Annotated in this window: 20 protein-coding genes; 11 read left to right on the top strand and 9 right to left on the bottom strand. The window is 63.6% G+C overall.

Annotation, left to right across the window (positions count from 1 at the left end; translation table 11 throughout):
• Positions 1 to 24 precede the first annotated feature (24 nt).
• From pyrC to DFR52_RS12010, 3 genes are all read left to right on the top strand, one after another.
• Positions 25 to 1,062 (top strand): dihydroorotase, encoded by a 1,038-nt coding sequence (gene pyrC / locus DFR52_RS12020; protein WP_110032226.1) that lies wholly within the window; start codon positions 25 to 27, stop codon positions 1,060 to 1,062.
• Positions 1,063 to 1,161: 99 nt separating this feature from the next.
• Positions 1,162 to 1,860 (top strand): orotate phosphoribosyltransferase, encoded by a 699-nt coding sequence (locus DFR52_RS12015; protein WP_110032832.1) that lies wholly within the window; start codon positions 1,162 to 1,164, stop codon positions 1,858 to 1,860.
• A 34-nt stretch (positions 1,861 to 1,894) separates the two neighbouring features.
• On the top strand, positions 1,895 to 2,818 hold the full coding sequence (locus DFR52_RS12010) for a carbohydrate kinase family protein (RefSeq protein WP_110032225.1): 924 nt from the start codon (positions 1,895 to 1,897) through the stop codon (positions 2,816 to 2,818).
• A gap of 148 nt (positions 2,819 to 2,966) precedes the next feature.
• Here the strand turns inward: DFR52_RS12010 and pgi are convergent, their stop codons facing one another.
• The 8 genes from pgi to ppk2 form a co-directional block, all read right to left on the bottom strand.
• Positions 2,967 to 4,607: a glucose-6-phosphate isomerase gene (gene pgi / locus DFR52_RS12005; protein WP_110032224.1), complete on the bottom strand. Its 1,641-nt coding sequence runs from the start codon at positions 4,605 to 4,607 to the stop codon at positions 2,967 to 2,969.
• A 73-nt stretch (positions 4,608 to 4,680) separates the two neighbouring features.
• Positions 4,681 to 6,366: a long-chain fatty acid--CoA ligase gene (locus DFR52_RS12000; RefSeq protein WP_110032223.1), complete on the bottom strand. Its 1,686-nt coding sequence runs from the start codon at positions 6,364 to 6,366 to the stop codon at positions 4,681 to 4,683.
• A gap of 204 nt (positions 6,367 to 6,570) precedes the next feature.
• The gene (locus DFR52_RS11995) at positions 6,571 to 6,975 is read right to left on the bottom strand and encodes a BA14K family protein (RefSeq protein WP_110032222.1); all 405 of its coding nucleotides are present in this window, start codon (positions 6,973 to 6,975) and stop codon (positions 6,571 to 6,573) included.
• Between the two features lie 106 nt (positions 6,976 to 7,081).
• A complete protein-coding gene (locus tag DFR52_RS11990) occupies positions 7,082 to 7,762 on the bottom strand; it encodes a Crp/Fnr family transcriptional regulator (RefSeq protein WP_110032221.1) in 681 nt (226 codons plus the stop codon).
• Positions 7,763 to 7,895: 133 nt separating this feature from the next.
• Complete coding sequence (locus tag DFR52_RS11985) at positions 7,896 to 9,722, bottom strand: CHASE2 domain-containing protein (protein WP_110032220.1); 1,827 nt, start codon at positions 9,720 to 9,722, stop codon at positions 7,896 to 7,898.
• Between the two features lie 38 nt (positions 9,723 to 9,760).
• Complete coding sequence (locus DFR52_RS11980) at positions 9,761 to 10,501, bottom strand: FecR family protein (protein WP_158284945.1); 741 nt, start codon at positions 10,499 to 10,501, stop codon at positions 9,761 to 9,763.
• A gap of 10 nt (positions 10,502 to 10,511) precedes the next feature.
• A complete protein-coding gene (locus DFR52_RS11975) occupies positions 10,512 to 11,822 on the bottom strand; it encodes a tetratricopeptide repeat protein (RefSeq protein WP_146215608.1) in 1,311 nt (436 codons plus the stop codon).
• Between the two features lie 199 nt (positions 11,823 to 12,021).
• Positions 12,022 to 12,906, bottom strand: coding sequence for a polyphosphate kinase 2 (ppk2, locus tag DFR52_RS11970; protein ID WP_110032217.1), 885 nt, complete (start codon positions 12,904 to 12,906; stop codon positions 12,022 to 12,024).
• Positions 12,907 to 13,031: 125 nt separating this feature from the next.
• On the opposite strand from ppk2, the gene phoR reads away from it, so the two are divergent.
• From phoR to phoB, 7 genes are all read left to right on the top strand, one after another.
• On the top strand, positions 13,032 to 14,117 hold the full coding sequence (gene phoR / locus DFR52_RS11965; RefSeq protein WP_245415321.1) for a phosphate regulon sensor histidine kinase PhoR: 1,086 nt from the start codon (positions 13,032 to 13,034) through the stop codon (positions 14,115 to 14,117).
• 166 nt (positions 14,118 to 14,283) lie between these two features.
• The gene (locus tag DFR52_RS11960) at positions 14,284 to 15,327 is read left to right on the top strand and encodes a substrate-binding domain-containing protein (RefSeq protein WP_110032215.1); all 1,044 of its coding nucleotides are present in this window, start codon (positions 14,284 to 14,286) and stop codon (positions 15,325 to 15,327) included.
• 66 nt (positions 15,328 to 15,393) lie between these two features.
• Positions 15,394 to 16,854 (top strand): phosphate ABC transporter permease subunit PstC, encoded by a 1,461-nt coding sequence (pstC, locus tag DFR52_RS11955; RefSeq protein ID WP_110032214.1) that lies wholly within the window; start codon positions 15,394 to 15,396, stop codon positions 16,852 to 16,854.
• Positions 16,851 to 18,185, top strand: a complete 1,335-nt coding sequence (gene pstA, locus DFR52_RS11950) for a phosphate ABC transporter permease PstA (protein WP_110032213.1) — start codon at positions 16,851 to 16,853, stop codon at positions 18,183 to 18,185. The genes pstC and pstA overlap by 4 nt, the downstream gene beginning before the upstream one ends.
• A 29-nt stretch (positions 18,186 to 18,214) precedes the next feature.
• Positions 18,215 to 19,003 carry a phosphate ABC transporter ATP-binding protein PstB gene (gene pstB, locus DFR52_RS11945; protein WP_245415356.1) on the top strand — a complete coding sequence of 263 codons (789 nt, stop codon included), beginning with the start codon at positions 18,215 to 18,217 and terminating at the stop codon, positions 19,001 to 19,003.
• A gap of 48 nt (positions 19,004 to 19,051) precedes the next feature.
• The gene (phoU, locus tag DFR52_RS11940; protein WP_110032211.1) at positions 19,052 to 19,771 is read left to right on the top strand and encodes a phosphate signaling complex protein PhoU; all 720 of its coding nucleotides are present in this window, start codon (positions 19,052 to 19,054) and stop codon (positions 19,769 to 19,771) included.
• A 29-nt stretch (positions 19,772 to 19,800) separates the two neighbouring features.
• On the top strand, positions 19,801 to 20,484 hold the full coding sequence (gene phoB / locus DFR52_RS11935; RefSeq protein ID WP_110032831.1) for a phosphate regulon transcriptional regulator PhoB: 684 nt from the start codon (positions 19,801 to 19,803) through the stop codon (positions 20,482 to 20,484).
• Between the two features lie 73 nt (positions 20,485 to 20,557).
• Here the strand turns inward: phoB and DFR52_RS11930 are convergent, their stop codons facing one another.
• A complete protein-coding gene (locus DFR52_RS11930) occupies positions 20,558 to 21,103 on the bottom strand; it encodes a GcrA family cell cycle regulator (protein WP_110032210.1) in 546 nt (181 codons plus the stop codon).
• A gap of 429 nt (positions 21,104 to 21,532) precedes the next feature.
• Here DFR52_RS11930 and DFR52_RS11925 point away from each other — a divergent pair, with 429 nt between their 5' ends.
• Positions 21,533 to 22,726, top strand: a complete 1,194-nt coding sequence (locus DFR52_RS11925) for an aspartate aminotransferase family protein (protein ID WP_110032830.1) — start codon at positions 21,533 to 21,535, stop codon at positions 22,724 to 22,726.
• Positions 22,727 to 22,736 lie beyond the last annotated feature (10 nt).

Genomic DNA, 22,736 nt, shown 5'->3' with positions numbered 1-22,736 from the left:
GTTTAGCCGCCCCCGGAGAGAGACATGCGCGAAATCACCATCCCGCGGCCCGACGACTGGCACCTGCATCTGCGCGACGGCGCCATGCTCGAGGGCATCCTGCCGGAGACCGCGCGCCATTTCGCCCGCGCCATCATCATGCCCAATCTGATGCCCCCGGTAGTGACCACGGCGGACGCTGCGGCCTATCGCGGGCGGATCGTCTCTGCCCTGCCCACGGGCATGGATTTCACGCCGCTGATGACCCTGTATCTCACCGAGGGCACCGATCCGGCCGATGTCGAGGCCGGCCGCCGATCCGGGCTGATCACCGCGGTCAAGCTCTATCCCGCCGGCGCCACCACCAATTCGGCCAGCGGCGTGCGCGATCTCGACAAGGTGATGCCGGTGCTGGAAACCATGGCCCGGATCGGCCTGCCGCTGTGCATCCACGGCGAGGTCACCAGCCCCTCGGTCGATATCTTCGACCGCGAGGCGGTGTTTCTCGAAACCGTGCTCGATCCGCTGCGCCGGCGGCTGCCGGAGCTGAAGATCACGCTCGAGCACGTCACCACCAGCCAGGGCGTCGACTACGTGATGGGCGCCGCGTCCAATCTCGCCGGCTCCATCACCACGCACCATCTGATGATCAACCGCAACGCCATCCTCGCCGGTGGCATCAGGCCGCATTACTACTGCCTGCCCGTCGCCAAGCGCGAAAGCCACCGCCTGGCGCTGCGGCGGGCTGCCACATCGGGCGACGCGCGGTTCTTCCTCGGCACCGATTCGGCCCCGCATGTGGATCCGCTCAAGGAATGCGGCTGCGGCTGCGCCGGCATTTTCACCGCGACCAACACCATGTCCTGCCTGGCGCATGTCTTCGACGAGGAGGGCGCGCTCGACCATCTCGCGGCCTTCGCCAGCCGCAACGGCCCGGCCTGGTACGGCCTGCCGGTCAACACCGAAACCATGACCCTGGTCCGCCGCGACGGACCGGTGCGCTATCCTGCCAAGATCGAGACCGGAGATGGTCCGGTGACGGTGTTTGACCCGATGACGCCAATCCACTGGGAAGTGGCCTGACCGGGCTTTCATCGCTCTTGCCAAGCTGATATTCGAAGCGCCGACGTCCGGGGGCATTGGATTGAGCCTGTCCCGGCAATGCGAGATGGGGTGATGCCGATGTTTGCCAACACATTTCCCGACAAGGCGAAGATCGCCGATCTGTTTGCCGGCCAGTTGCTCGAGATCGGCGCCGTGCATTTCAATGCCACCGAGCCCTACAAGCTCGCCTCCGGCATGATGAGCCCGGTCTACATCGATTGCCGCAAGCTGATTTCCTATCCGCGCATTCGCTCGGCGGTGATGGATTTTGCCGCCGCCACCATCCTCTCCGAGGCCGGCTTCGAGCAGTTCGACTGCATTGCCGGCGGCGAGACGGCGGGCATTCCCTTTGCCGCCTTCCTCGCCGAACGCCTCGGCCTGCCGATGATCTATGTCCGCAAGAAGCCCAAGGGCCACGGCCGCAACGCCCAGATCGAAGGAGAGTTGCGCGAGGGCTCGCGGGTGCTGGTGATCGAGGACCTGACCACCGCCGGCGGGTCGATGTTCACCTTCATCGACGCCATCCGTGCCGCGGGCTCCACCGTCGACCATGGCATCGCGCTGTTCTACTACGGCATTTTCGGCGAGGCGGAGAGCCGCTTTGCCGATGGCGGGGTCAAGCTGCATTATCTGGCGACCTGGCGCGACGTGCTGGCGGCCGCCACCCGGCGTCAGGCCTTCGATCCGGCGACTCTGGCGTCGGTCGAAGCTTTTCTCGACGCTCCGCTGGAGTGGTCAGCCAGCCACGGCGGCGTTGCCGCGCTTGAGGCACAATGAACACAAGTCCGATCGTTCGGCAGGGGAGAGAGCCATGATCATCTGCTGCGGGGAAGCCCTCATCGACATGCTGCCGCGCCGGAGCACCGAGGGCGAGGCGGCCTTTGCGCCCTATGCCGGCGGCTCGGTGTTCAACACCGCCATCGCGCTCGGGCGGCTCGGCGTGACCACCGGTTTCTTCACCGGCCTGTCGTCCGACATGTTCGGCGACATCCTGCGTGAGACGCTCACCGACAGCGGCGTCGACCACAGCCCCTGCGCGACGCTGGATCTTCACACCACGCTGGCCTTCGTGCGGCTCGTTGACGGCCATGCGACCTATGCCTTCTTCGACGAGAACAGCGCCGGGCGGATGATCACCGAGGCGCATCTGCCGCAATTCGGCGACGAGGTCGAGGCGCTGCATTTCGGCGGCATCTGCCTGATCCCCAATCCGTGCGGCAACACTTACGAACTGCTGATGCGGCGTGAAAGCGGCAAGCGGGTGATCTGGCTCGATCCGAACATCCGCCGCGGCTTCATCGACGACGCGGCGGCGCACCGCGCCCGCATCGACCGCATGATCGCGATGTCCGACATCCTCAAGCTCTCCGACGAGGACCTGGAATGGTTCGGCATGGGCGGCATCGACGAGGCCGCCGCCGCCTGGCTGGGTCACGGGCCCAAGCTGGTGATGATGACCCAGGGCGCCAAGGGAGCCATCGGCATCACTTCTCGCCATCGTGTTGAAGTCACAGGGGAAAAGGTCGTGGTTGCCGACACCGTCGGCGCCGGTGACACCTTCAATGCCGGCGTGCTGACATCGCTTCAGCGCGATGGCTGCCTGAGCCTGGCGGGCATTGCCGATCTGGGCGAGCAGCAGATCCGCAATGCTCTCACGCTCGGATCGCGGGCCGCGGCGGTCACCGTGTCGCGCCCGGGCGCCAATCCTCCCTGGGCGGCCGAAATCGGTCTGTGAGCCGGTGGAACTGCAATCTGTTCGTTATGACTTACATTTAACGCCTGCCGTCTGAAAGTGTACGGCGGTTTCGGGATCGCCCCGTGCACAATTGCAGGAGCTCAAGCACATTGCGTGAATCTGGATTCACGCGATGTGCTATGTCGGATCAGGCGTCCCGCATTGACCGCAGCCGGGCGGCGAGCCCCAGCGTCGAGCTGTCATGGCCGTCGCCGCTGTCGCTGCCCTGCACCACCGGCAGCAGGTCGGTCGCCAGTTCCTTGCCCAGTTCCACGCCCCATTGGTCGAAGGCATTGATGCCGAAGATCTGTGCCTCGACGAAGACCCGGTGCTCGTAGAGCGCGATCAGCCGGCCGAGCGCATAAGGCGTCAGCAGATCGTAGATGAAGGTGATTGTCGGGCGGTTGCCGGGGAACACCCGGTGCGGCGCCAGACGGTTGACATCGGTCTGCGGCAGGCCGCGCGCGGCGAGCTGCGCGCGCGCCTCTTCAAGCGTCCGGCCCTTCATCAGGGCTTCCGACTGCGCCAGGCAATTGGCAATCAGCAGCTCGTGCTGGCCGCGCAGCTTCGGCTCATGCCCCATGGCTGCGATCATGAACTCCACCGGCACCACGTCGGTGCCCTGGTGCAGCAACTGGAAGAAGGCGTGCTGGCCGTTGGTGCCGGGCTCGCCCCAGACCACCGGGCCTGAGGCTGTCTCGAGCACCGAGCCGTCGATGCCGACGCGCTTGCCGTTCGATTCCATGTCGAGCTGCTGCAGATAGGCCGGAAAACGGGCCATGCGCTGGTCATAGGGAATGATGGCGCGGATGGGGAAGCCACAGACCAGCCGGTGCCAGATGCCGAGGAGCCCGAGCATGACCGGCATGTTGTGCTCGAGCGGCGCCCGGGCGAAATGTTCGTCCATGGAGCGGGCTCCTGCAAGGAACCGGCCAAACGCGTCCGCGCCGATGGCTAGCATCAGCGGCAGGCCGATGGCGCCCCAGATCGAATAGCGCCCGCCGACCCAGTCCCAGAAGCCGAACACCCGCTCCGGCGCCAGCCCGAAGGCGGCCACCTTCTCGAGCGCAGTGGACACCGCGGCGAAATGCTGCGCCACCGCCGCCTCGCCGAGGGCGTCGACGATCCAGTCGCGCGCTGCCCCGGCATTGGTCATGGTCTCGATCGTGGTGAAGGTCTTGGAGGCGACGATTACCAGTGTCGTCGCCGGATCGAGGCGCCGGATGGTGTCGGCGATATGGGCGCCGTCGACATTGGAGACGAAATGCAGCCGCGGGCCGTCATGGTAGGGCGCCAGCGCCAGCGTCGCCATCGCCGGCCCGAGGTCGGACCCGCCGATGCCGATGTTGATCACATCCGTGAAAGCCTTGCCGGATGCGCCGGTAAGTTCTCCCTTACGAATTGCGTCGGAGAAAGTGCCCATCGCCGTGAGTACCGCATGGACATCGGGCACCACATTCCTGCCGTCAACGCGGATGTCGGCGTCGGCGGGAGCGCGCAGGGCCGTGTGCAGGACGGCGCGGTGCTCGCTGCCGTTGATCTCCGCGCCGGCGAACATGGCGTCGCGCCGGTCGCCCACCTGGCTCGCCCTGGCCAGCTCCGCAAGCAGCGCCAGCGTGTCCGCATCCACCGCGCATTTGGAAAAATCCATCAACAGATCGTCCTGCTTCAGCGTGAAGCGGCTGAAGCGCTGCGGATCGGCGGCGAAGGCTGCGCGCAGATTCCTGACGCCGGTATTGGCGTGATGATCTTTCAGGCGGGCAAGGACGGAACGGGCGTCGGGGGTCACGGGCAGGCCTCCTCTGGGGATGCCTACCTATGCTGCCTCGCGGCATCGAAATCAAGCGTCGAGCGTCACCCGTCTACTTGTCGCGCAGTTCCCTGCGGAGGATCTTGCCGACATTGGTCTTCGGCAGATCGTCGCGGAAGACCACATATTTCGGCCGCTTGTAGTTGGTCAGGCTGATGGCGCAATGCGCCTTGACGTCCGCCTCCGTCAGCGCCGGGTCCTTGCGCACGACGAAGAGCTTCACGGCCTCGCCCGAATGCTCGTCCGGCACCGCGATGGCGGCGGCCTCGGCGATGCCCGGATGGGCGACGGCGACCTCCTCGATCTCGTTGGGATAGACGTTGAAGCCCGAGACCAGGATCATGTCCTTCTTGCGATCGACGATCTTGGTGTAGCCGCGCTCGTCCATGAATCCCATGTCGCCCGAGCGGAAGAAGCCGTCCGCACTCATCACCTTTTCGGTTTCGTCCGACCGGTTCCAGTAGCCTGCCATCACCTGGGGGCCCTTGATGCAGATCTCCCCCACGCCGCCGAGCGGCAGGGTGTTGCCCTCCTCGTCGCGGATGTCGATAAAGGTGGAGGGCAGCGGCAGTCCGATCGTGCCGGTGAAACTCTCTGAATCGAACCGGTTGGCCGTCGCCACGGGCGAGGTCTCCGACAGGCCGTAGCCCTCCGAGATCACGCAGCCGGTCAGTTCCTGCCAGCGTTCGGCGACCGGCCGCTGCACCGCCATGCCGCCGCCGAGCGTCAGCAGCAGGTGGCTGAAATCCAGCTTGCGGAAGTCGTCGTTGTTGAGCAGCGCGTTGAACAGCGTGTTGAGGCCCGGAAACACGTTGAACTTGAGCCCCTTGAGCTCCTTGACGAAGGCGGGAATGTCGCGGGGATTGGGAATGAGGACATTGTGCCCGCCCTGTTCCATGCCCATCAGCGCGTTCACGGTCAGTGCAAAGATGTGATAGAGCGGCAGCGCGCAGACATAGGTCAGCGTCTCGGGCCTGGGTTTCCGGATATAGGCCGCCTGCAGCCACAATTCGTTCTGCGCCGTATTGGCAAGCACATTGGAGTTGAGCAGCGTGGCGCCCTTGGAGACGCCGGTCGTGCCGCCGGTGTATTGCAGGAAGGCGACCTCGTCGGGACCCACGTCCATCGGCCTGATCTGCTTGCCGGATCCGGCGGCCAGCGCATGCTTGAAGCTGACATGGCCGGGCAGCGACCAGTCCGGCACCATCTTCTTGACCTTGCGGACGACGAGATTGACGAGATGGCCCTTGAGGCCGAGCAGATCGCCCATGCTGGCCACGCAGACATGCTTGACCTCGGTGCGGGCAAGCACCTGCTGCAGCGTGATGGCGAAGTTCTCCAGGATGATGATCGCCTTGGCGCCCGAATCCTTGAGCTGGTGCTCGAGTTCGCGCGGCGTGTAGAGCGGATTGACGTTGACGACCGCATAGCCTGCGCGCAGCACTGCGGCCATGGCCACCGGCATCTGCAGGATGTTCGGCATCATCAGCGCCACCCGGTCGCCTTTCTCGAGACCCAGGGACTGCAGCCATGCGCCCAGCGATGTCGACAGCTTCTCCATCTCCGAGTAGGTGATGGTCTTGCCCATGCAGGAAAAGGCCGGCCGGGAGGCGAAGCGCCGGAAGGAGCTTTCGAGCAGCGCTCCCACCGATCGGTGCGCGAGTTCGCTGAGATCCGCGGGGGTGTTCGGCGGATAGGACTTGAGCCATATCCGGTCATTGGCGGTGGTGGTGTTCATGCGCTCTCTCCCATTTGACCGGTTTGCCGTGCCGGCGTCCTGCACGGCAGGCCCACTCTCCCAGGCGGTCCATGGTCAAAACCTAGTGTGGGATTGCAGTTGGTGCAATCCTTCCCTTGACGTAAACGTCAATCAAAATGCCGATATCCCCGGATCTGCGTGAACCGGGGATATCGGCGGCTCTTCGGAAAGGACTGCCGGCCCTCAGCGGTAGGGCGAATTGCAGTATTTGCGGTACCCCGAGTTCGACATGTAGGTGTCGCTGGGAATGTCGTAGGACCGGTAGCGGTCGATGCACCAGGCGACATGGGCGTTGCCGCTGTCGACATAGACCGGCTGCTGCTGCGCATTGGCGATCGCGCTGCCGATGATCATGCCGCCGAGAAGGCCGAGGGCTGCACCCTCGAAGTTGTTGTCATGGTGATGATGGGGCTTCTTCGGGCCGGGCCCTTTCGGACCGGGTGCCTTGAAGCCCGGCTTGAAGGGCTTGTGGATGCCGGGCTTGAAGTCGCCGGGGCCCCAGCCGTTGCCGGCCTGGGACGGCTGCATGGTGCCCGCCAGGGTGAAGGCGGCGAGGCTCAAGAGGATGGTGGTGCGAAGCTTGGTCATGATCGTCTCTCCTTTGATCTGCGCCAGTCGTCTGGCGTTGAAATGACCCTAGGAGATCGGCGCAGCGTCGGCTGTGCGCATTCGCACACCGCGGCGCGGGGGCGCTTCAGCCGCCGGCCCAGGCCTCAGACAGCAGGTGCGACAGGGTTTCCGGCCGGGACAGAACCAGGCCTCCCTTGGTGATCTCGACGACCTGGTCGCCCTTGAGGCGCGCGATTTCCCGCGACACCACCTCGCGGCGGCAGCCGATGCGCTCGGCAAGTTCGCTCTGGTTGGGAGGCGGACTGATGATGCGCTGGTCGGGCTTGCCGCTGCGCGGCCGCGAGAGGCGGATGAGTTCGTTGTAGAGCCGGAAACGGGCGTCGAGAAAGGAATGCTCGGCAAGCCGCATGTTCAGGCTGCGGATCCGGCCGGTCAGCACCGTCATGACCTTCAGGGCAATGTCGGGATGGGCCGCCAGCAGCGCTCGGAACACGCCTGCCGGCATGGTGCAGATGCGGCTGCGGCTCAGCGTGGTCACATTGGCCGAGCGGGTCTGGCCGTCGATGGCCGCCAGTTCGCCGAAGAACTGGCCTTCCCCGATCTCGCCCAGGATCATCTCCTTGCCGCTCGGCGCCCGGAAGATCACCCTCACGCCGCCGCTGATGATGAACCTTACATCGGTGCTGTCATCGGCGAAGTCCACCACCAGTTCGTGTTCGGAGTAATTTGCCCAGCTGCACTGGCGGGCAAGACCGGCCAACTTGTCGGGCGGCATTCCTTCAAACAGTGCAATGTCGCTCAGCATGTCCACGGTCGTCTCCCCGAATCTCGCTATCTTTCCTCAACGGCTGTCCCCCATGGCCCGCCGATGAGGCAGCCATCTTGGCACAGCCGGAAGTGCGCTGCCAGTACATCGGTGCGTTGTGGCGTGCGGGCTCTCAGTGCCTGAGCGTGAAGGCTTCCACGGATTGCGCGAATCCGGCCAGAGTGAACTGCCCCGCGGGCGCCACCAGTTCGGGAACCTGTCGGGCGAAACCCGGCCCCGCCAGCACGGTATGGCCGGTGCCCTTGGTGGCGCTTTCCAGCCTCGCCGCCAGATTGGCGGCCTGGCCGATGACAGTGAAATTGTAGCGGATGTCGGACCCGAAATTTCCCACCGAGCAGGGGCCGCTTTCAAGCCCCGCTCCGACCAGGATCTGCGCGAGGCCTGCCGATTTGCGGGCAATGTTCTCCTCGCGCAGCCGATCTACGATCGCCGTCACCGACCGCATCGCTCTTGATGCATGATCCGGTTGATCGAGCGGCGCATTCCAGAATGCCATCACCGCATCTCCCATGAATTTGTCGATGGTGCCGTCGGTTCGGAATATCTCTTCGCTGGCAATGGTCAGGAAACGGTTGACGGTGCCGACCACCTGATCAGGCGGCAGTGTCTCGCTCGACGCAGTGAAGCCGCGCAGATCCATGAACATCACGGTCACCAAACGGCGCTCGGCAGTTCGGGTAACGTCGGTGTCCGACCGGACCAGCGCCTCGACCACCTTGGGTGAAAGATAGAGCGCGAACTGACCCGAGATGCGCTGCCGTCGCCGCTCGGCCAGGCGGTAGAGCAGATAAGTCAGCGCCGCTGCCAGCGCCGCCAGTCCGATCGATGGCTGCAAACCGTCATAAAGTTCGCCGCGCCACGCATAGGCGGCAAGGCCAACGGCGAACGGGGTGCCGGCAAGCAGGACAAAGGCTGCGAGCAGCGCCAGCCGTCTTTCGGCCATCAGCGATACCGCCGCGATCATCGTCAGGGCCAGCAATGCGAACGCCAGCCGTTCATAGAGCTTGGCATTCGCGGGCTCGACAGGAAACCGGCCGCTCAGAATCTGGCCCGTCAGCAGCGCGTGTATCTCCGCGCCCGGCCGCGTCGCCACCAGCGGCGTGGTGTGGAAGCTGTCGAAGCCGGTCGCCGTCACCGAGAGGATGGCAATCTTGCCGGCCAACGCTTGCGCGGCAGTGCCTGCGAGCAGGTCCAGCGCGCCCACGCGCGCGATGGGGCTGGCGGAATCTGCGAGCCAGACGGCGCCGCCACTGCTCAACGAGATGGTGCGGTTGCCAAGCCGGAGCGCATCATAGCCTTGCGGCCCCAGCCGTAGCGTATAGTCGGGCTCGCCCATGTGGATGCGTGCCAGTTCCAGCGCCATGGATGGCCAGAATTCCAGTTCGCTTTCGGTACCGGTGGCCCAGATCATCGGAATCGATCTGGTCACGCCGTCCGGATCGGGGACCGAACGGACCAGTCCGAGGCCGCCGGCTTGGCTGGCGAAATCCGGGCGTGAGGCGAGCAGACCGGGCAGATGCGGGATTGTGCCGGCATTGCCATTGCCGACGACCGACCAGCCGGCCTTCTGCTCGGGAAGGGGTGCGCCGGATACCTCGCTGGTGCTCATTGCCAGTACCGGTCTGACCGTTTCGATGGCCGATGCCAACGCCGCGTCGCCGAGCGCGTCGCCGGCGTCGGGAAACAGGATATCGATGCCGAAGGCGGACGGGTGTGCGGCGCCGATGCATGCGATCAGTTCGGCGATCCTTGTGCGCGGCCAGGGCCAGCGGCCCTCGCGGGCCAGGGCCGCGTCATCAATGGTGATGAGTACGATGTCGTCGGTGGTCGAAGGCTCAGGTGCCAGATTCTGGTAGAGATCGAAGGTTTTACCGCGCAGCCCGTCGAGAACCGGATCTAAGCCGATATGAAAGGTTATCAGCAGCGCAGCGACGGCCATGCCCGCGCTGGGCAGGCGCGCCCGCGGCCTTTTCCATTTCAATAATCGCCCTTTCGGATCGGTGGAATCCTCAGAATGGTCCGTGACCCTTGGCTACCAAAGCCGGGCAACTGGCCATTGCGGCTCTGGCAGAAGGGCAGCCGCGAGGAAGCCTTTCCCGAGCAGAGCCCGGCGCTGTCAATGCCGTCGCTGTCACCGGTGCCGATGGCCGGGTTCAATACCTTGAAGACTCCGGTTTTGCCGATCCGCAGCCCGTTTGAATCGGAAGTGCAGGCCATACCCGGTTTGGTGATCACCTTGGTGACGCCACCGGCGGTGCAGGTGAGCTTGCCCGCGCGCAATGTCGCGATGCTGACGCCGCCGGCCACCGATACGTCAACGATGCCTCCACGTACGGCGAGCACCACATTGGGTGTGGTGATCGACATTGCGCCCTTCTTGGAAATTCGTCCGCCGTAAAACCGGGTTACGCCGCGGTCCATGCGCACCGCACTCTTGCCGGTTCCGCCGGAATAGACGAAGTCGTCGATCACCAGACGCGAATTCGGACCGATCTTGGCGCTTGACTGGTCGATGAACACGATCATGCCCAAGCCGGTGGTGTTACTGACCAGTGTGTCGCCAAGCGAAATTCCGCTGCCGATCTGGGCCACGGTTCCGTTGCGATCGACATTGGTCTGCACCGCCGTCAATTCGCCCACCGAATCCGCCATTGCGGTGCCGGTGGTCCATGCCATCAGGGCCAACGGAAGAAGGAAAGTCTTGATCGAGCACTGCATCATGGTCTCCCTAGAACCTGTGGGTGAAGCCAAGGCTCACCGACTGGGTCAGCGAGCTCTGCCCCTCTATTATCTCAGGTACGTTTCCGGCCGGGTCGAAATTGCGCCGGGTAGCCGAATAGGAAAGGTCGATCCGATTTTGGCCATCGATGTGGAACTGGTTGGCCCACTCAATCCGCCAGTGCTTGCCCGTGAAGACCTTAATGTCATCATACTCTATGGAGTTCTTGCTCGAAAAAGTGCCGATCGTTCCGGTGAGTTGGTGTGTCCAGATCGTGTTGAAAGGCCGAAACGGCAATATGCCGAGGTAAGACACGCCAACTTCAGACATCTCCGCCGTAGCGTCGCCGCTGTCATCTTCTTCGCGCAGGCCGCGGCCAAGAAGACCCAGCGTATGGCTTTGGGCGACGCGCCAACTGCTGCCAGCCTCCCAGGTGAGCCGCGATTGCGACAACAGACCTTCCGATTGGGACAAGTCGGAATAACTGACCTCACCATAAATTTGCGTGTCAACCGTTGGCAGAAGAACGAGTCGAGCCAATCCGCCCAATGCCTGTTCACGGATTTGCTGATGATAGGTCTGAACCTCCGCGAAGCCGCCAAATTGCAGTCTCGCAGCATCGATGGAGGTCACCGGCAAGCCCATGTCGTAGGTCAGTGAAACACGTCCATGGCGGGCGTTGAAGAGATCGCCATCGGAAAGGCCGAATGATGGGCCGTCGCCTAGGAAGTTGTCTTCGTAGTGGCGGTCCACTTCTGCGCTGCCTGCAATGATCAGCGCATCGCCAAGCCCGGTTCCAAGATCGAACCGCACCGCTCCGTCGGCCTTGGCATACCCGCCGGTGTCGGTGCGGTCATGCCAGGACGAGTAAGGCACATCCACGTCCAGATCAGTGACTCGCACACCTGCGCTGACGTCCAGAAACCATTCGACTCCGCTGGCGGCCCGGGATGCACGGCGCTGCAGCCGGCTCGCCTCGATCTGTTCGCCACCGCTCAACTGACCGGTTGCCAAGGCATCGGTCACTTGCTCGACCGCCAGATCCCATGATCCGACATTGGCATAGAGCCGCGCCAGCGCCAGCCGTGCCCGCCCGTCGTCGGCGTGGCGGATGAGGTGTTCTTCCAATGTCGAGATCGCCTGGTCGAACTGGCCCGTGTCCGAGGCGGCGCGGACGAATTCGCCGAGCGCGAAAACATCCTCCGGGTTCTGGTAGCGGCCGGAGAATGCGGTATCGATGTCGCTCCCGGCCGCCGGCAAGGGAGAGACAGCCGTCAGCAACGACGCAGACCAGACCAGCGGGACCAAAAGATGTTTCATGGCAGCATTCTCGGAATGGCGTGTGCAGTCATGGATACGGTCTGCCTTTCATAGCACCTCGGCGCGCAAATGGAACCTTTGCCAGCCGGTGCCGCAGTTGATCTCGCTGCTCAGTAAAGCATCTCCATCGCGGCGCTGTGTCCGATTGCACAGTGCCGGCGTTCCTGCGGGGGGCGCCGGAAGGCAGGTCCGCGCCGGTTCAGGACTTGATCGCCTCCGGACCCTCGCCAACGATCTTGTCGTCGATCTCGCCAATGGCGCCCTTGTCCTTGCCCGCATAGGGCAATTCGGTGAGGATGGTGCGGATGACATTGATGCGGGCGCGGCGCTTGTCGTTGGCGCGAACCACGGTCCAGGGCGCGCCGGGGATATGGGTTTCCTTCAGCATCAGGTCGCGCTTCTCGGTGTAGTCGTCCCATTTGGTCAGGCTGGCGATGTCCATGGGCGATAGCTTCCAGGTCTTGAGCGGGTCGTGCCGCCGGTCATGAAACCGTTTGAGCTGCATTTCCCTGCCGATATTGAGCCAGAACTTGAACAGGTGGATGCCGGCCTTGACCGGCATGCGCTCGAAATGCGGGGTCTCCTCGAGAAAGTGGATGTGTTCCTCCGGCGTGCAGAAGCCCATGACGGGCTCGACGCCGGCGCGATTGTACCAGGAACGGTCAAACAGCACGAACTCGCCGGCGGTCGGGAAGTGATCGACATAGCGCTGGTAGTACCATTGCCCGCGCTCGGTTTCCGTCGGCTTCGGCAGGGCCACGATGCGGGCCGAACGCGGGTTCATGTAAGCGCGCGTTGCCCCGATCGAGCCGCCCTTGCCGGCGGCGTCTCGGCCCTCGAACACCGAGATCACCCGGCTGCCCGTATCCGCCATCCACGCCTGCACCTTCACCAGTTCGATCTGCAGCGCCGTCAGCGTCTCCTCGTATTCGTCCTTGTCGAGCTTCTTCTTGTAGGGGTAGTTGCCCGACTCGAAGGCCTCGTCCTTGACCCAGTCGGGCAATTGCGGGTCATCGATGTCGAATTTGCGCTTCTTTCCATCCACGTCGATCTCGACTGCATTTGATTCCGCCGGTTTTGACATTCGCAGTCTCCGTTGTTCGCCCTGGCCACACTGCTGGCCTCATTCCCCTCACAGGGCCACATCGTCATTGTGATTTCAAGCAATGCGGCTAAACAAGTCTGCATCAGGCAGGGATGGAGACATGCATGGCGGACAAAAACAGCGACGCAATCGGCCTGACGGATTTCGCGGTGCTGGCGGCGCTCGATCTGCCGGTCGTGCTGATCGACCGGGAAACGACGGTGGTGCACCAGAACGCGGCTGCCCGCATCCATCTCGGCACCTTCCCCGAACGCGCGGCCCTTGCCGCCCGCATCCGCTCGCCGGCCATTCTCGACATGGTGGCCAGGGTCATTGCCGACGGCGACACCCGGACAGTCGAGCTGGTCGAGAAAGTGCCGTCCGAGCGCTGGTTCGAGGTTCGTGCCGCCGCCGTGTCCGGTGACGCCGCGGAGGGCGATGCCACCGGCCGGACCGGCGCCAGCCTGTTTGTGCTGAGTTTTCGCGACCTGACCGAAGCGCGCCGTCTCGACCGCATGCGGTCCGACTTCGTTGCCAATGCCAGCCACGAGCTCAGGACACCGCTGGCCTCGCTGATGGGGTTCGTGGAAACCATGCAGGGCCCGGCACGGGACGACGCCAAGGCGCGCGAAAGATTTCTCGGCATCATGCTCGACCAGGCGTCGCGAATGTCGCGGTTGATCGACGACCTGCTGTCGCTCTCGCGGCTTGAACTGCGCTCGCATGTGGCTCCCCAGGGACGCGTCGATCTGGTCGAGATCGCCGGCCATGTCTGCGATGCCCTGCGTCCGATGGCCGCCGAGATCGGCGTCGAGATCAACCTGTCGCATGGCGATCGGCCGGTGATCGTCTCCGGGGACCGCGACGAGCTGATCCAGGTGCTCGAGAACCTGATCGAGAATGCCTGCAAATATGGCCAGAGCGGTGGCCGTGTCGATGTCGGCATCGAGCCCGACACGGGAATGGGGACGCTGGTGTCGGTGCGAGACTACGGACCGGGCATCGCCAGGCAGCATGTGCCGCGCCTGACTGAGCGCTTCTACCGCGTCGATGTCGAATCCAGCCGGACCAAGAAGGGTACCGGATTGGGGCTTGCCATCGTCAAGCACATCCTGACTCGCCACCGGGCGCGGCTGCTGGTCCGCTCTGAGCCAGGCGAGGGATCGACCTTCAGTGTCAGATTCAATCGCGAATCTGACGCACGCGGGTGAGTCATCCCAATTAAGACAAGCAATATCAAGGGGATGAAATGTCATAAAACAGTGATCAGAGTGTCATAAAAAGGAATCCGCAGGGGCCTAGAAACAGGCCAGCCGAAAACGGCGACCAAGCGGTTCCTTACGGGGCCGAAACCCCAGCCCATCACGGGAGAATTTCATGAACACGTTCAAAATCACTGCAGCCGCTGTCCTCATGGCGACAACCGGCCTTGCCGGCGTCGCAGTTGCACGCGACCAGATCCAGATCGCCGGTTCCTCGACCGTCCTGCCCTACGCGACCATCGTTGCCGAAGCTTTCGGCGAGAATTTTGATTTCCCGACCCCGGTCGTTGAAGGTGGTGGTTCGGGCGCCGGCCGCAAGAAGCTCTGTGAAGGCGTCGACGAGAACACCATCGACATCGCCAATTCGTCCTCGCGCATCTCCCAGGGCGACATCGATCTCTGCAAGACCAACGGCGTCAACGAGATCATGGAAGTCCGCATCGGTTACGACGGCATCGTGTTCGCCTCGGAAATCAATGGCCCCGAATTCGCCTTCACCCCGGCCGACTGGTACGGCGCACTGGCCGCCAACGTCATCAAGGACGGCGCGATCACTGCCAACACCAACAAGACCTGGGCCGACGTGAACCCCGAGCTGCCGGCCCAGGACATCCTGGCCTTCATCCCCGGCACCAAGCACGGCACCCGCGAAGTCTTCGATGTCAAGGTTCTCGAAGAAGGCTGCAAGGACACCGGCGCGTACGACGCGTTCCTGAAGGCCGCCGGCGACGACAAGAAGGCCGCTGCCAAGTCCTGCCTCGAACTGCGCACCGATGGTGTGTCGGTCGACATCGATGGCGACTACACCGAGACGCTCTCGCGCCTCGACGCCAACAAGAACGCCATTGGCGTCTTCGGCCTGTCGTTCTACCAGAACAACACCGACAAGCTCCGCGTCGCCACCATGAAGGATATCGTGCCTTCGACCGAAACGATTGCTTCCGGCGAATATCCGGTCTCCCGTCCGCTGTACTTCTACGTCAAGAAGGCGCATCTGGGCGTGATCCCCGGCCTGCAGGAATACATCGACTTCTTCGTGTCCGATGACATGGCCGGCCCCAACGGCCCGCTCGCTGCCTACGGCCTCGTCTCCGACCCCGAGCTGGCCGCCACGCAGGCTGCCGTTGCCGCAGGCACCCCGATGGGTCCGCTGAACTGATCCCTGGTTCCTCTCGGGTGGCGCGCCTGCCGCGCCACCCGTTCCTCTTGCCTGTCGGGATTTCCCATGAGCGTCGGTCTTCTTCTTCTGATTGTCATTGCGGTCGCCGCACTCGGATACGGGCTTGGCCGCCGGCGTGCGCTCGCTTCAGTGCAGGGTGATCTGCGCAGGCTGCATTCACTGCCCGGCTATTACGGCCAGTCGGTCTTCATTCTCACCGCTGCGCCGGCCCTGCTTGTCATGCTTGCGTGGCTGCTGATCCAGCCGCTGGTGATCGAAAATCACGTGATCTCGACGATTGCGCCCGGATCCATCGCCGATGGCTCGTCCACGAGCCTGGTGCTGAGCGATGTGCGCCGCATGGCCGGCGGTCTCGACGCGCTTGTGGCCCGGTCGTCTCTGAGCGAAGGCGACATTGCGGCGCTCGACGCCAACAGCACCGATGTGCGCGGCCGTCTTGCCGAGGTCGGAGTTGCGCTCGCTTCCGACGTTGACCCGGCGGTGTTCGAAACCGCCAAAGCGTACCGCCTGATCCTGCGCACCGCGCTGCTGATCATGACCACGGTCGTGGTCGCCGTCACGCTGGCCGGACTGTTCTTTTCACTGTCGCGGATCCGTCCGGACTACCGCGCCCGCAATGTCAGCGAGCGCGCCGTGATCGCGCTGCTGATCGCGTCGTCCTTCGTGGCGGTCATGACCACTGTCGGCATCGTTTGTTCGCTGGTCTTCGAGACATGGCATTTCTTTCGCCTCTATTCCCCTGAAGGCTTCTTCTTCAGCACGGTCTGGAATCCGCAGTTTCGCGGCGGGTCCGATCTGGGCATCTGGCCGCTGGTCTGGGGCACGCTGTATGTCTCGTTCATCGCGCTGCTCGTGTCGGTCCCGATCGGACTGCTGGCTGCGATCTATCTCGCTGAATATGCGTCCAAGACGGTCCGTGCCGTGGTCAAGCCCGCCATCGAGATCCTCGCCGGCATCCCCACCATCGTCTACGGTCTGTTTGCCTTGATCACCGTCGGCCCCTTCCTGCGCGACTATTTCGCCGCGCCGCTCGGCATCGGGTCGAGCTCGTCCTCGGTGATGACGGCCGGTTTGGTCATGGGCATCATGCTCATTCCCTTTGTCTCCTCGCTCTCCGACGATATCATCAACGCCGTGCCGCAGAGCATGCGCGACGGATCCTTCGGCCTCGGGGCGACCCAGTCGGAGACGGTCAAGCAGGTGATCCTTCCCGCGGCGTTGCCGGGGATCGTCGGCGCCATCCTGCTGGCTGCCAGCCGGGCCATCGGCGAAACCATGATCGTGGTGCTGGGCGCCGGCGCGGCCGCCAAGCTCAGCCTCAACCCGTTCGAGGCGATGACGACCATCACCGTCAAGATCGTCAGCCAGCTGACCGGCGACACGGAATTCGGATCGCCGGAGACCCTCGTGGCGTTCGCGCTGGGCCTGACGCTCTTTGTCTTCACGCTCGCGCTCAATGTCGTGGCACTGTATGTGGTGCGCAAATATCGGGAACAATACGAATGACCTTTGCGACCCCCCGTCAGGTTTTCTCGCTTTTCGAAGCCGATGTCCGCACCAGGAACCGCAACGCCGCCGAGCGCCGCTTTCGTCTCTATGGCGTGATCGCCATCACCATTTCGATGCTTGCGTTGGCATTGCTGCTGTTTACCGTGCTCGACAATGGTCTGGGAGCATTCCGCCAGACCTTCATCGAAATCAAGGTTCCGCTTGATCCGGCCCGGCTCGATCCTTCGGGGACGCGCGACGTCGAAGCGATGAAGAAGGTCACGACGATCGGCTACGGCAAGGTGATCCAGGCCGGGCTGGTTGCCACCCTGGCCGAGGCCGGAATTGCCACCGATGACTCCTCGGTGCGCGACGTCTTCAACCTGATTTCCAAGGAAGCCCCGGCACAGCTGCGCAATCGGGTCCTGGCCAATCCGGATCTCATCGGAACGACCATTGATTTCCGTGCCTTTGCCTCCGGCCGCGTCGACGGTTATTTCAAGGGTCGTGTGTCGATGGCGTCGGCCGAGCTCGACAGCAACATCTCTCCCGCCCAGCTGGCGATTGCCGACGAGATGAAGGCGAAGGGACTCATGGGCCTTCACTTCAACTGGGACTTCATTCTTGGCCCGGACGCTTCGGAACTCAGGCCGGAGGCGGCTGGCCTCGGCGTGGCCATCATCGGCTCGGCCTACATGATGCTGATCGTGCTGGTGCTGTCGTTGCCGCTTGGGGTGGCCGCCTCGATCTATCTGGAGGAATTCGCACCCACCAACCGCTGGACTGACCTCATCGAGGTCAACATCGCCAATCTCGCGGCCGTGCCGTCCATCGTGTTCGGCATTCTCGGCCTTGCAATCTTCATCAATTTCGCCGGCTTGCCGCAGTCGGCTCCGATTGTCGGCGGACTGGTGCTGACCCTGATGACGCTGCCGACGATCATCATATCGACCCGCGCCAGCCTCAAGTCGGTGCCGCCGTCCATCCGCGATGCCGCCCTGGGTGTCGGAGCCTCGAAGATGCAGACCATATTCCACCATGTGCTGCCGCTCGCCATGCCCGGCATTCTGACCGGCACCATCATCGGGCTTGCCCAGGCTCTGGGTGAAACAGCTCCGCTGCTGCTCATCGGCATGGTTGCCTTCGTGCGCGACTTCCCGGCCAGCCCCCCGGAAGGCTTCTTCGACCCGGCATCGGCGCTTCCGGTGCAGGTCTACAATTTCACCCAGCGAGCCGATCCCGCTTTTGTTGAACGGGCATCCGGTGCGATCATCGTGCTGCTGGTCTTTCTTCTGGTCATGAATGCGGTGGCCATCATCCTGCGCCGACGTTTCGAGCGTCGCTGGTAGAGTTTGGAAAAGGTAAGAGAATGAGCAACATGCGAATGACTGAACTCCCCCTGCCGGTCAAGGCCGCCAAAGTGAACGCTCGCAATGTCCAGGTCTATTATGGGCAGAACCACGCCATCAAGGATGTCAACATCGACATCCCCAGCGAGTCGGTGACCGCTTTCATCGGGCCGTCGGGCTGCGGGAAATCGACATTCCTGCGCTGCCTCAACCGGATGAACGACACCATCGTCGGCTGTCGCGTCGAGGGCCGGATCGAGATTGACGGCGAGGACATCTATGACCGCCGTGTCGACCCGGTCCAGCTCAGGGCGAAGGTGGGGATGGTGTTTCAGAAGCCCAACCCCTTCCCGAAATCCATCTATGACAATGTCGCCTATGGGCCCAAGATCCACGGCCTGACCCGCACCAAGGCCGAGCTCGACGAGGTGGTCGAACAGTCTCTGCACAAGGCCGCTCTCTGGAACGAGGTCAAGGATCGCCTCGCTGCACCCGGGACCGGCCTCTCCGGCGGCCAGCAGCAGCGTCTCTGCATCGCCCGCGCCATCGCCACGTCTCCGGAAGTGCTGTTGATGGACGAGCCCTGCTCGGCGCTCGATCCGATCGCGACCGCCCAGGTCGAGGAGCTGATTTCGGAGTTGCGCAACCAGTACACGGTCATCATCGTCACCCACTCGATGCAGCAGGCCGCCAGGGTTTCGCAGCGAACGGCGATGTTTCACATGGGCATCGTCGTCGAGGAAGGTCCCACCGACAAGATGTTCACCAATCCGGATGACCGCCGCACCCAGGACTACATCACCGGCCGCTTCGGTTGACAGATCTCCCGGCGCCCATGATCGACTTTACTTTGCGAGGACGCACCCATGCCTGTAGCACACACAGTTAGTGCCTATGATGATGAACTCCGCTGGCTGGTCCGCCGCCTTTCCGAAATGGGCGGCATCGGCGAGGGCATGGTCGCCGACTCCGTGCAGGCGCTGGTCAATGCCGACATGGCGCTCGCCCAGCGGGTGATCTCCGAGGATCTTCTGCTCGATGTCGCCGAGCGCGAGATCTATGACCGGGCGGTCCTGATCATCGCCAAGCGACAGCCCATGGCCCAGGATCTGCGCGAGATCATCGGCTCGATCCGCATCGCCTCCGACCTCGAGCGGGTCGGTGACCTGGGCAAGAACATCGCCAAGCGGGTGATCGCGGTCCACACCATGGCGCAGCCCAAGAAGCTTGTGCGCGGACTCGAGCATCTGGCCGAGCTGGCGCTGACCCAGCTCAAGGAAGTGCTCGATGCTTTCGCCACCCGTTCGCCGGAACTTGCCACCTCCATCCGGGAACGCGACGAGGAGATCGACGCCATCTACACGTCGCTGTTCCGCGAACTGCTCACCTACATGATGGAAGACCCGCGCAACATCACCGCCTGCACCCATCTGCTGTTCTGCGCCAAGAACATCGAGCGGATCGGCGATCACGCCACCAACATTGCCGAGACCGTCTACTACGTGGCGACCGGCGACCAGATGTCCAGCGACCGGCCGAAGGATGATGACACTGCCAATGTCATCGCCACTTCGCCGGGCGATTGAGCACACACAACGGGGACTGACCCATGGCCATGACTCCGCGCATAACGGTGGTTGAGGACGAAGAGGCGCTCAGCGTGCTGCTGCGCTACAATCTTGAAGCTGAAGGCTACGAGGTCGATACGGTCGGCCGCGGCGACGAGGCGGAGATCCGCCTGCGCGAGCGGGTGCCCGACCTGCTGGTGCTCGACTGGATGCTGCCCGGGATTTCGGGCATCGAACTCTGCCGCCGGCTTCGGCTGCGGCCGGAAACCGAACGGCTGCCGATCATCATGCTGACGGCGCGCGGCGAGGAGAGCGAGCGCATTCGCGGCCTGACAACCGGCGCCGACGATTATGTCGTCAAGCCGTTTTCGACGCCGGAACTGCTCGCCCGCATTCGCGCCATGCTCAGGCGTGCGAGGCCGGAGTCGATCTCCAGCCAGCTCAAGGTCGGGGATGTCGAGCTTGATCGCGAGACCCATCGGGTCCGCCGCCGGGGCCGCGACGTCAAGCTGGGCCCCACAGAGTTCCGGCTGCTGGAATATCTGATGAGCTCGCCGGGGCGGGTCTACTCCCGCTCGCAGCTGCTCGACGGCGTCTGGGGCCATGATGTCTATGTCGACGAGCGCACGGTGGATGTGCATGTCGGCCGCCTGCGCAAGGCGCTCAATCTGTCCAACATGCGCGACATCGTCCGAACGGTGCGCGGCGCGGGATACGCAATCGAGAGCTGAGCCTTGTCAGCCGCGGTCCAGACACAGAAAAGCCCGGACAATCCGGGCTTTTTTGGTCTGCTGCAGTCTGTGTTCAGCGTGCGCGCTTGCGCTCGCTCGATGGCTGGAAGGCCAGGCGGGAATGATAGGTGCAGTAGGGGGCTGCCTCGGCCGCATCGTTGCCGCAGAAATGGAAACCTTCCTGAAGCGGGTCGCCGATGGGCCATTTGCAGGTGCGTTCGCTGAGTTCGATCAGGCTCAGGCGGCGGGAAATCGGCACCACCACGTCCTGGATCGGGCGCGTGTCCAGTGCCAGTGCGGTCGAGACCTCCACGTCCTGTTTCAGCGCAGTGGCCCCGCCACCGGCCGAAATGCCGCCGATGGAGGATCTGCTGACGGCGTTGGTCGATGTCTGGCCGCGGCTTGCATAGTTGGGAGCGCGCGGTGCGGTCGTGGTCCGTTTGGTGCGAACAGCGGCCTGTCCGCCGCTTTTCGCACGACCGGGCAGGTTCAGGCGATGCACCTTGCCGATGACCGCATTGCGGCTGACGCCGCCGAGCTGTGCCGCAATCTGGCTTGCGCTCAGACCGTCGGCCCAGAGCTTCTTGAGTCTTTCGACCCGTTCATCAGTCCAGTTCATGCATCTTTCTCCCTGTGCCCCGTACGTCGGGATGGCAGAATCCCTCATCAACGTCCGGCGGCGCCGGAGCCGATACATACGGTTGCTGTGAGGTGACCAGTGTCCGCCGCGACCTTCCAGTCTGTCACCCGTAACTTAGTGGTCGCCTGACTCCGTGACAAGAGTCAGGCGAATCATGGGGAATCCTTTTTGTGGTTTTCCCCAACTTACCGGAATTCTCAGAGACGCCGGCGTACCGGCCCGGCCAAACCGTCCGCAGACCCGCCAAAGCCCTGAAACGCGGCTCAGATTGACATCCCACTTTGAAACGTAAATAGTGCCCGCGCCGCCCGCAGGGGCGGCGTTTTGATTTTCTGGCAACCACCAACCGGTTTGTTCGACCGATTTGCAATGATCGGCATGACCGGCCGGATATGGGAGACAAGCGCCATGGCACAGGCCACGCCGCTTTATGACACATACAACCGGATTCCCGTCAGGTTCGAGCGGGGCGAGGGCGTCTGGCTGATTGCCGACAACGGCGACCGATATCTCGATTTCGGCGCAGGCATTGCCGTAAACTCGCTGGGCTATTCGCATCCGCATCTCGTCAATGCCCTGACCGATCAGGCCGGGCGCCTCTGGCATCTGTCCAATCTCTATGAAATTCCGGGCCAGACCCGACTTGGCGAGCGCCTGGTGCAGGCGACATTTGCCGACAAGGTGTTCTTCACCAATTCCGGCGCAGAGGCGCTGGAATGCGCCATCAAGACCGCGCGCCGCCACTTCTTCGTCAATGGCCAGCCGGAGCGCTTCCGCATCATCACCATGGAGGGCGCCTTCCACGGCCGCACCCTGGCGACGATCGCCGCCGGCAGCCAGGCCAAGTATCTCGAGGGGTTCGGCCCGAAGGTCGAGGGATTCGAGCAGGTGCCGTTCGGTGATCTCGACGCCTTCAAGGCCGCCATTACCCATGAGACTGCGGCAATCCTGATCGAGCCGCTGCAGGGTGAGGGCGGCGTGCGCACGCTGACCCCCGAATGGCTGCGCGCGCTGCGCGATCTCTGCGACGAGAGCGGGATCCTGCTGGTGCTTGATGAGGTCCAGTCCGGCGTCGGCCGCACCGGAAAGCTGTTTGCCCACGAATGGGCAGGCATCACCCCCGACATCATGGCGATTGCCAAGGGCATCGGCGGCGGTTTCCCGATGGGGGCCTGCCTTGCCACGGCCGAGGCGGCCGACGGCATGACCGCCGGCAGCCACGGCACCACCTTCGGCGGCAACCCGCTGGCGATGGCCGTCGGCAATGCCGTGCTTGACGTTGTCCTCGCCGATGGCTTTCTGGAACATATCGGCGACATAGCCCGGGTCATGCGCCAGGGCCTGGCCGCCATCAAGGACCGCTATCCCGGCCTCGTCGCCGAAATCCGGGGAGCAGGCCTGATGATCGGCATCAAATGCGTCAGGTCCAACACCGAAATGGTGCAGGCCTTCCGCAACGAGCGCCTGCTCAGCGTGCCGGCCGGCGACAACGTCGTGCGGCTGTTGCCGCCGCTGATACTGAGCGCAGAGGAAGCGCGCGAAGGCCTGAGCCGCATGGAAGCCGCCCTCGACCAGCTGTCGACCAATTCCCCCGCCAACTGACGGATACCGC

It is taken from the genome of Hoeflea marina (assembly GCF_003182275.1).
Taxonomy (GTDB): Bacteria; Pseudomonadota; Alphaproteobacteria; order Rhizobiales; family Rhizobiaceae; genus Hoeflea; species Hoeflea marina.
Note: the sequence above shows the minus strand (reverse complement) of the source record. Positions and strands in the feature narration are given on the sequence as shown.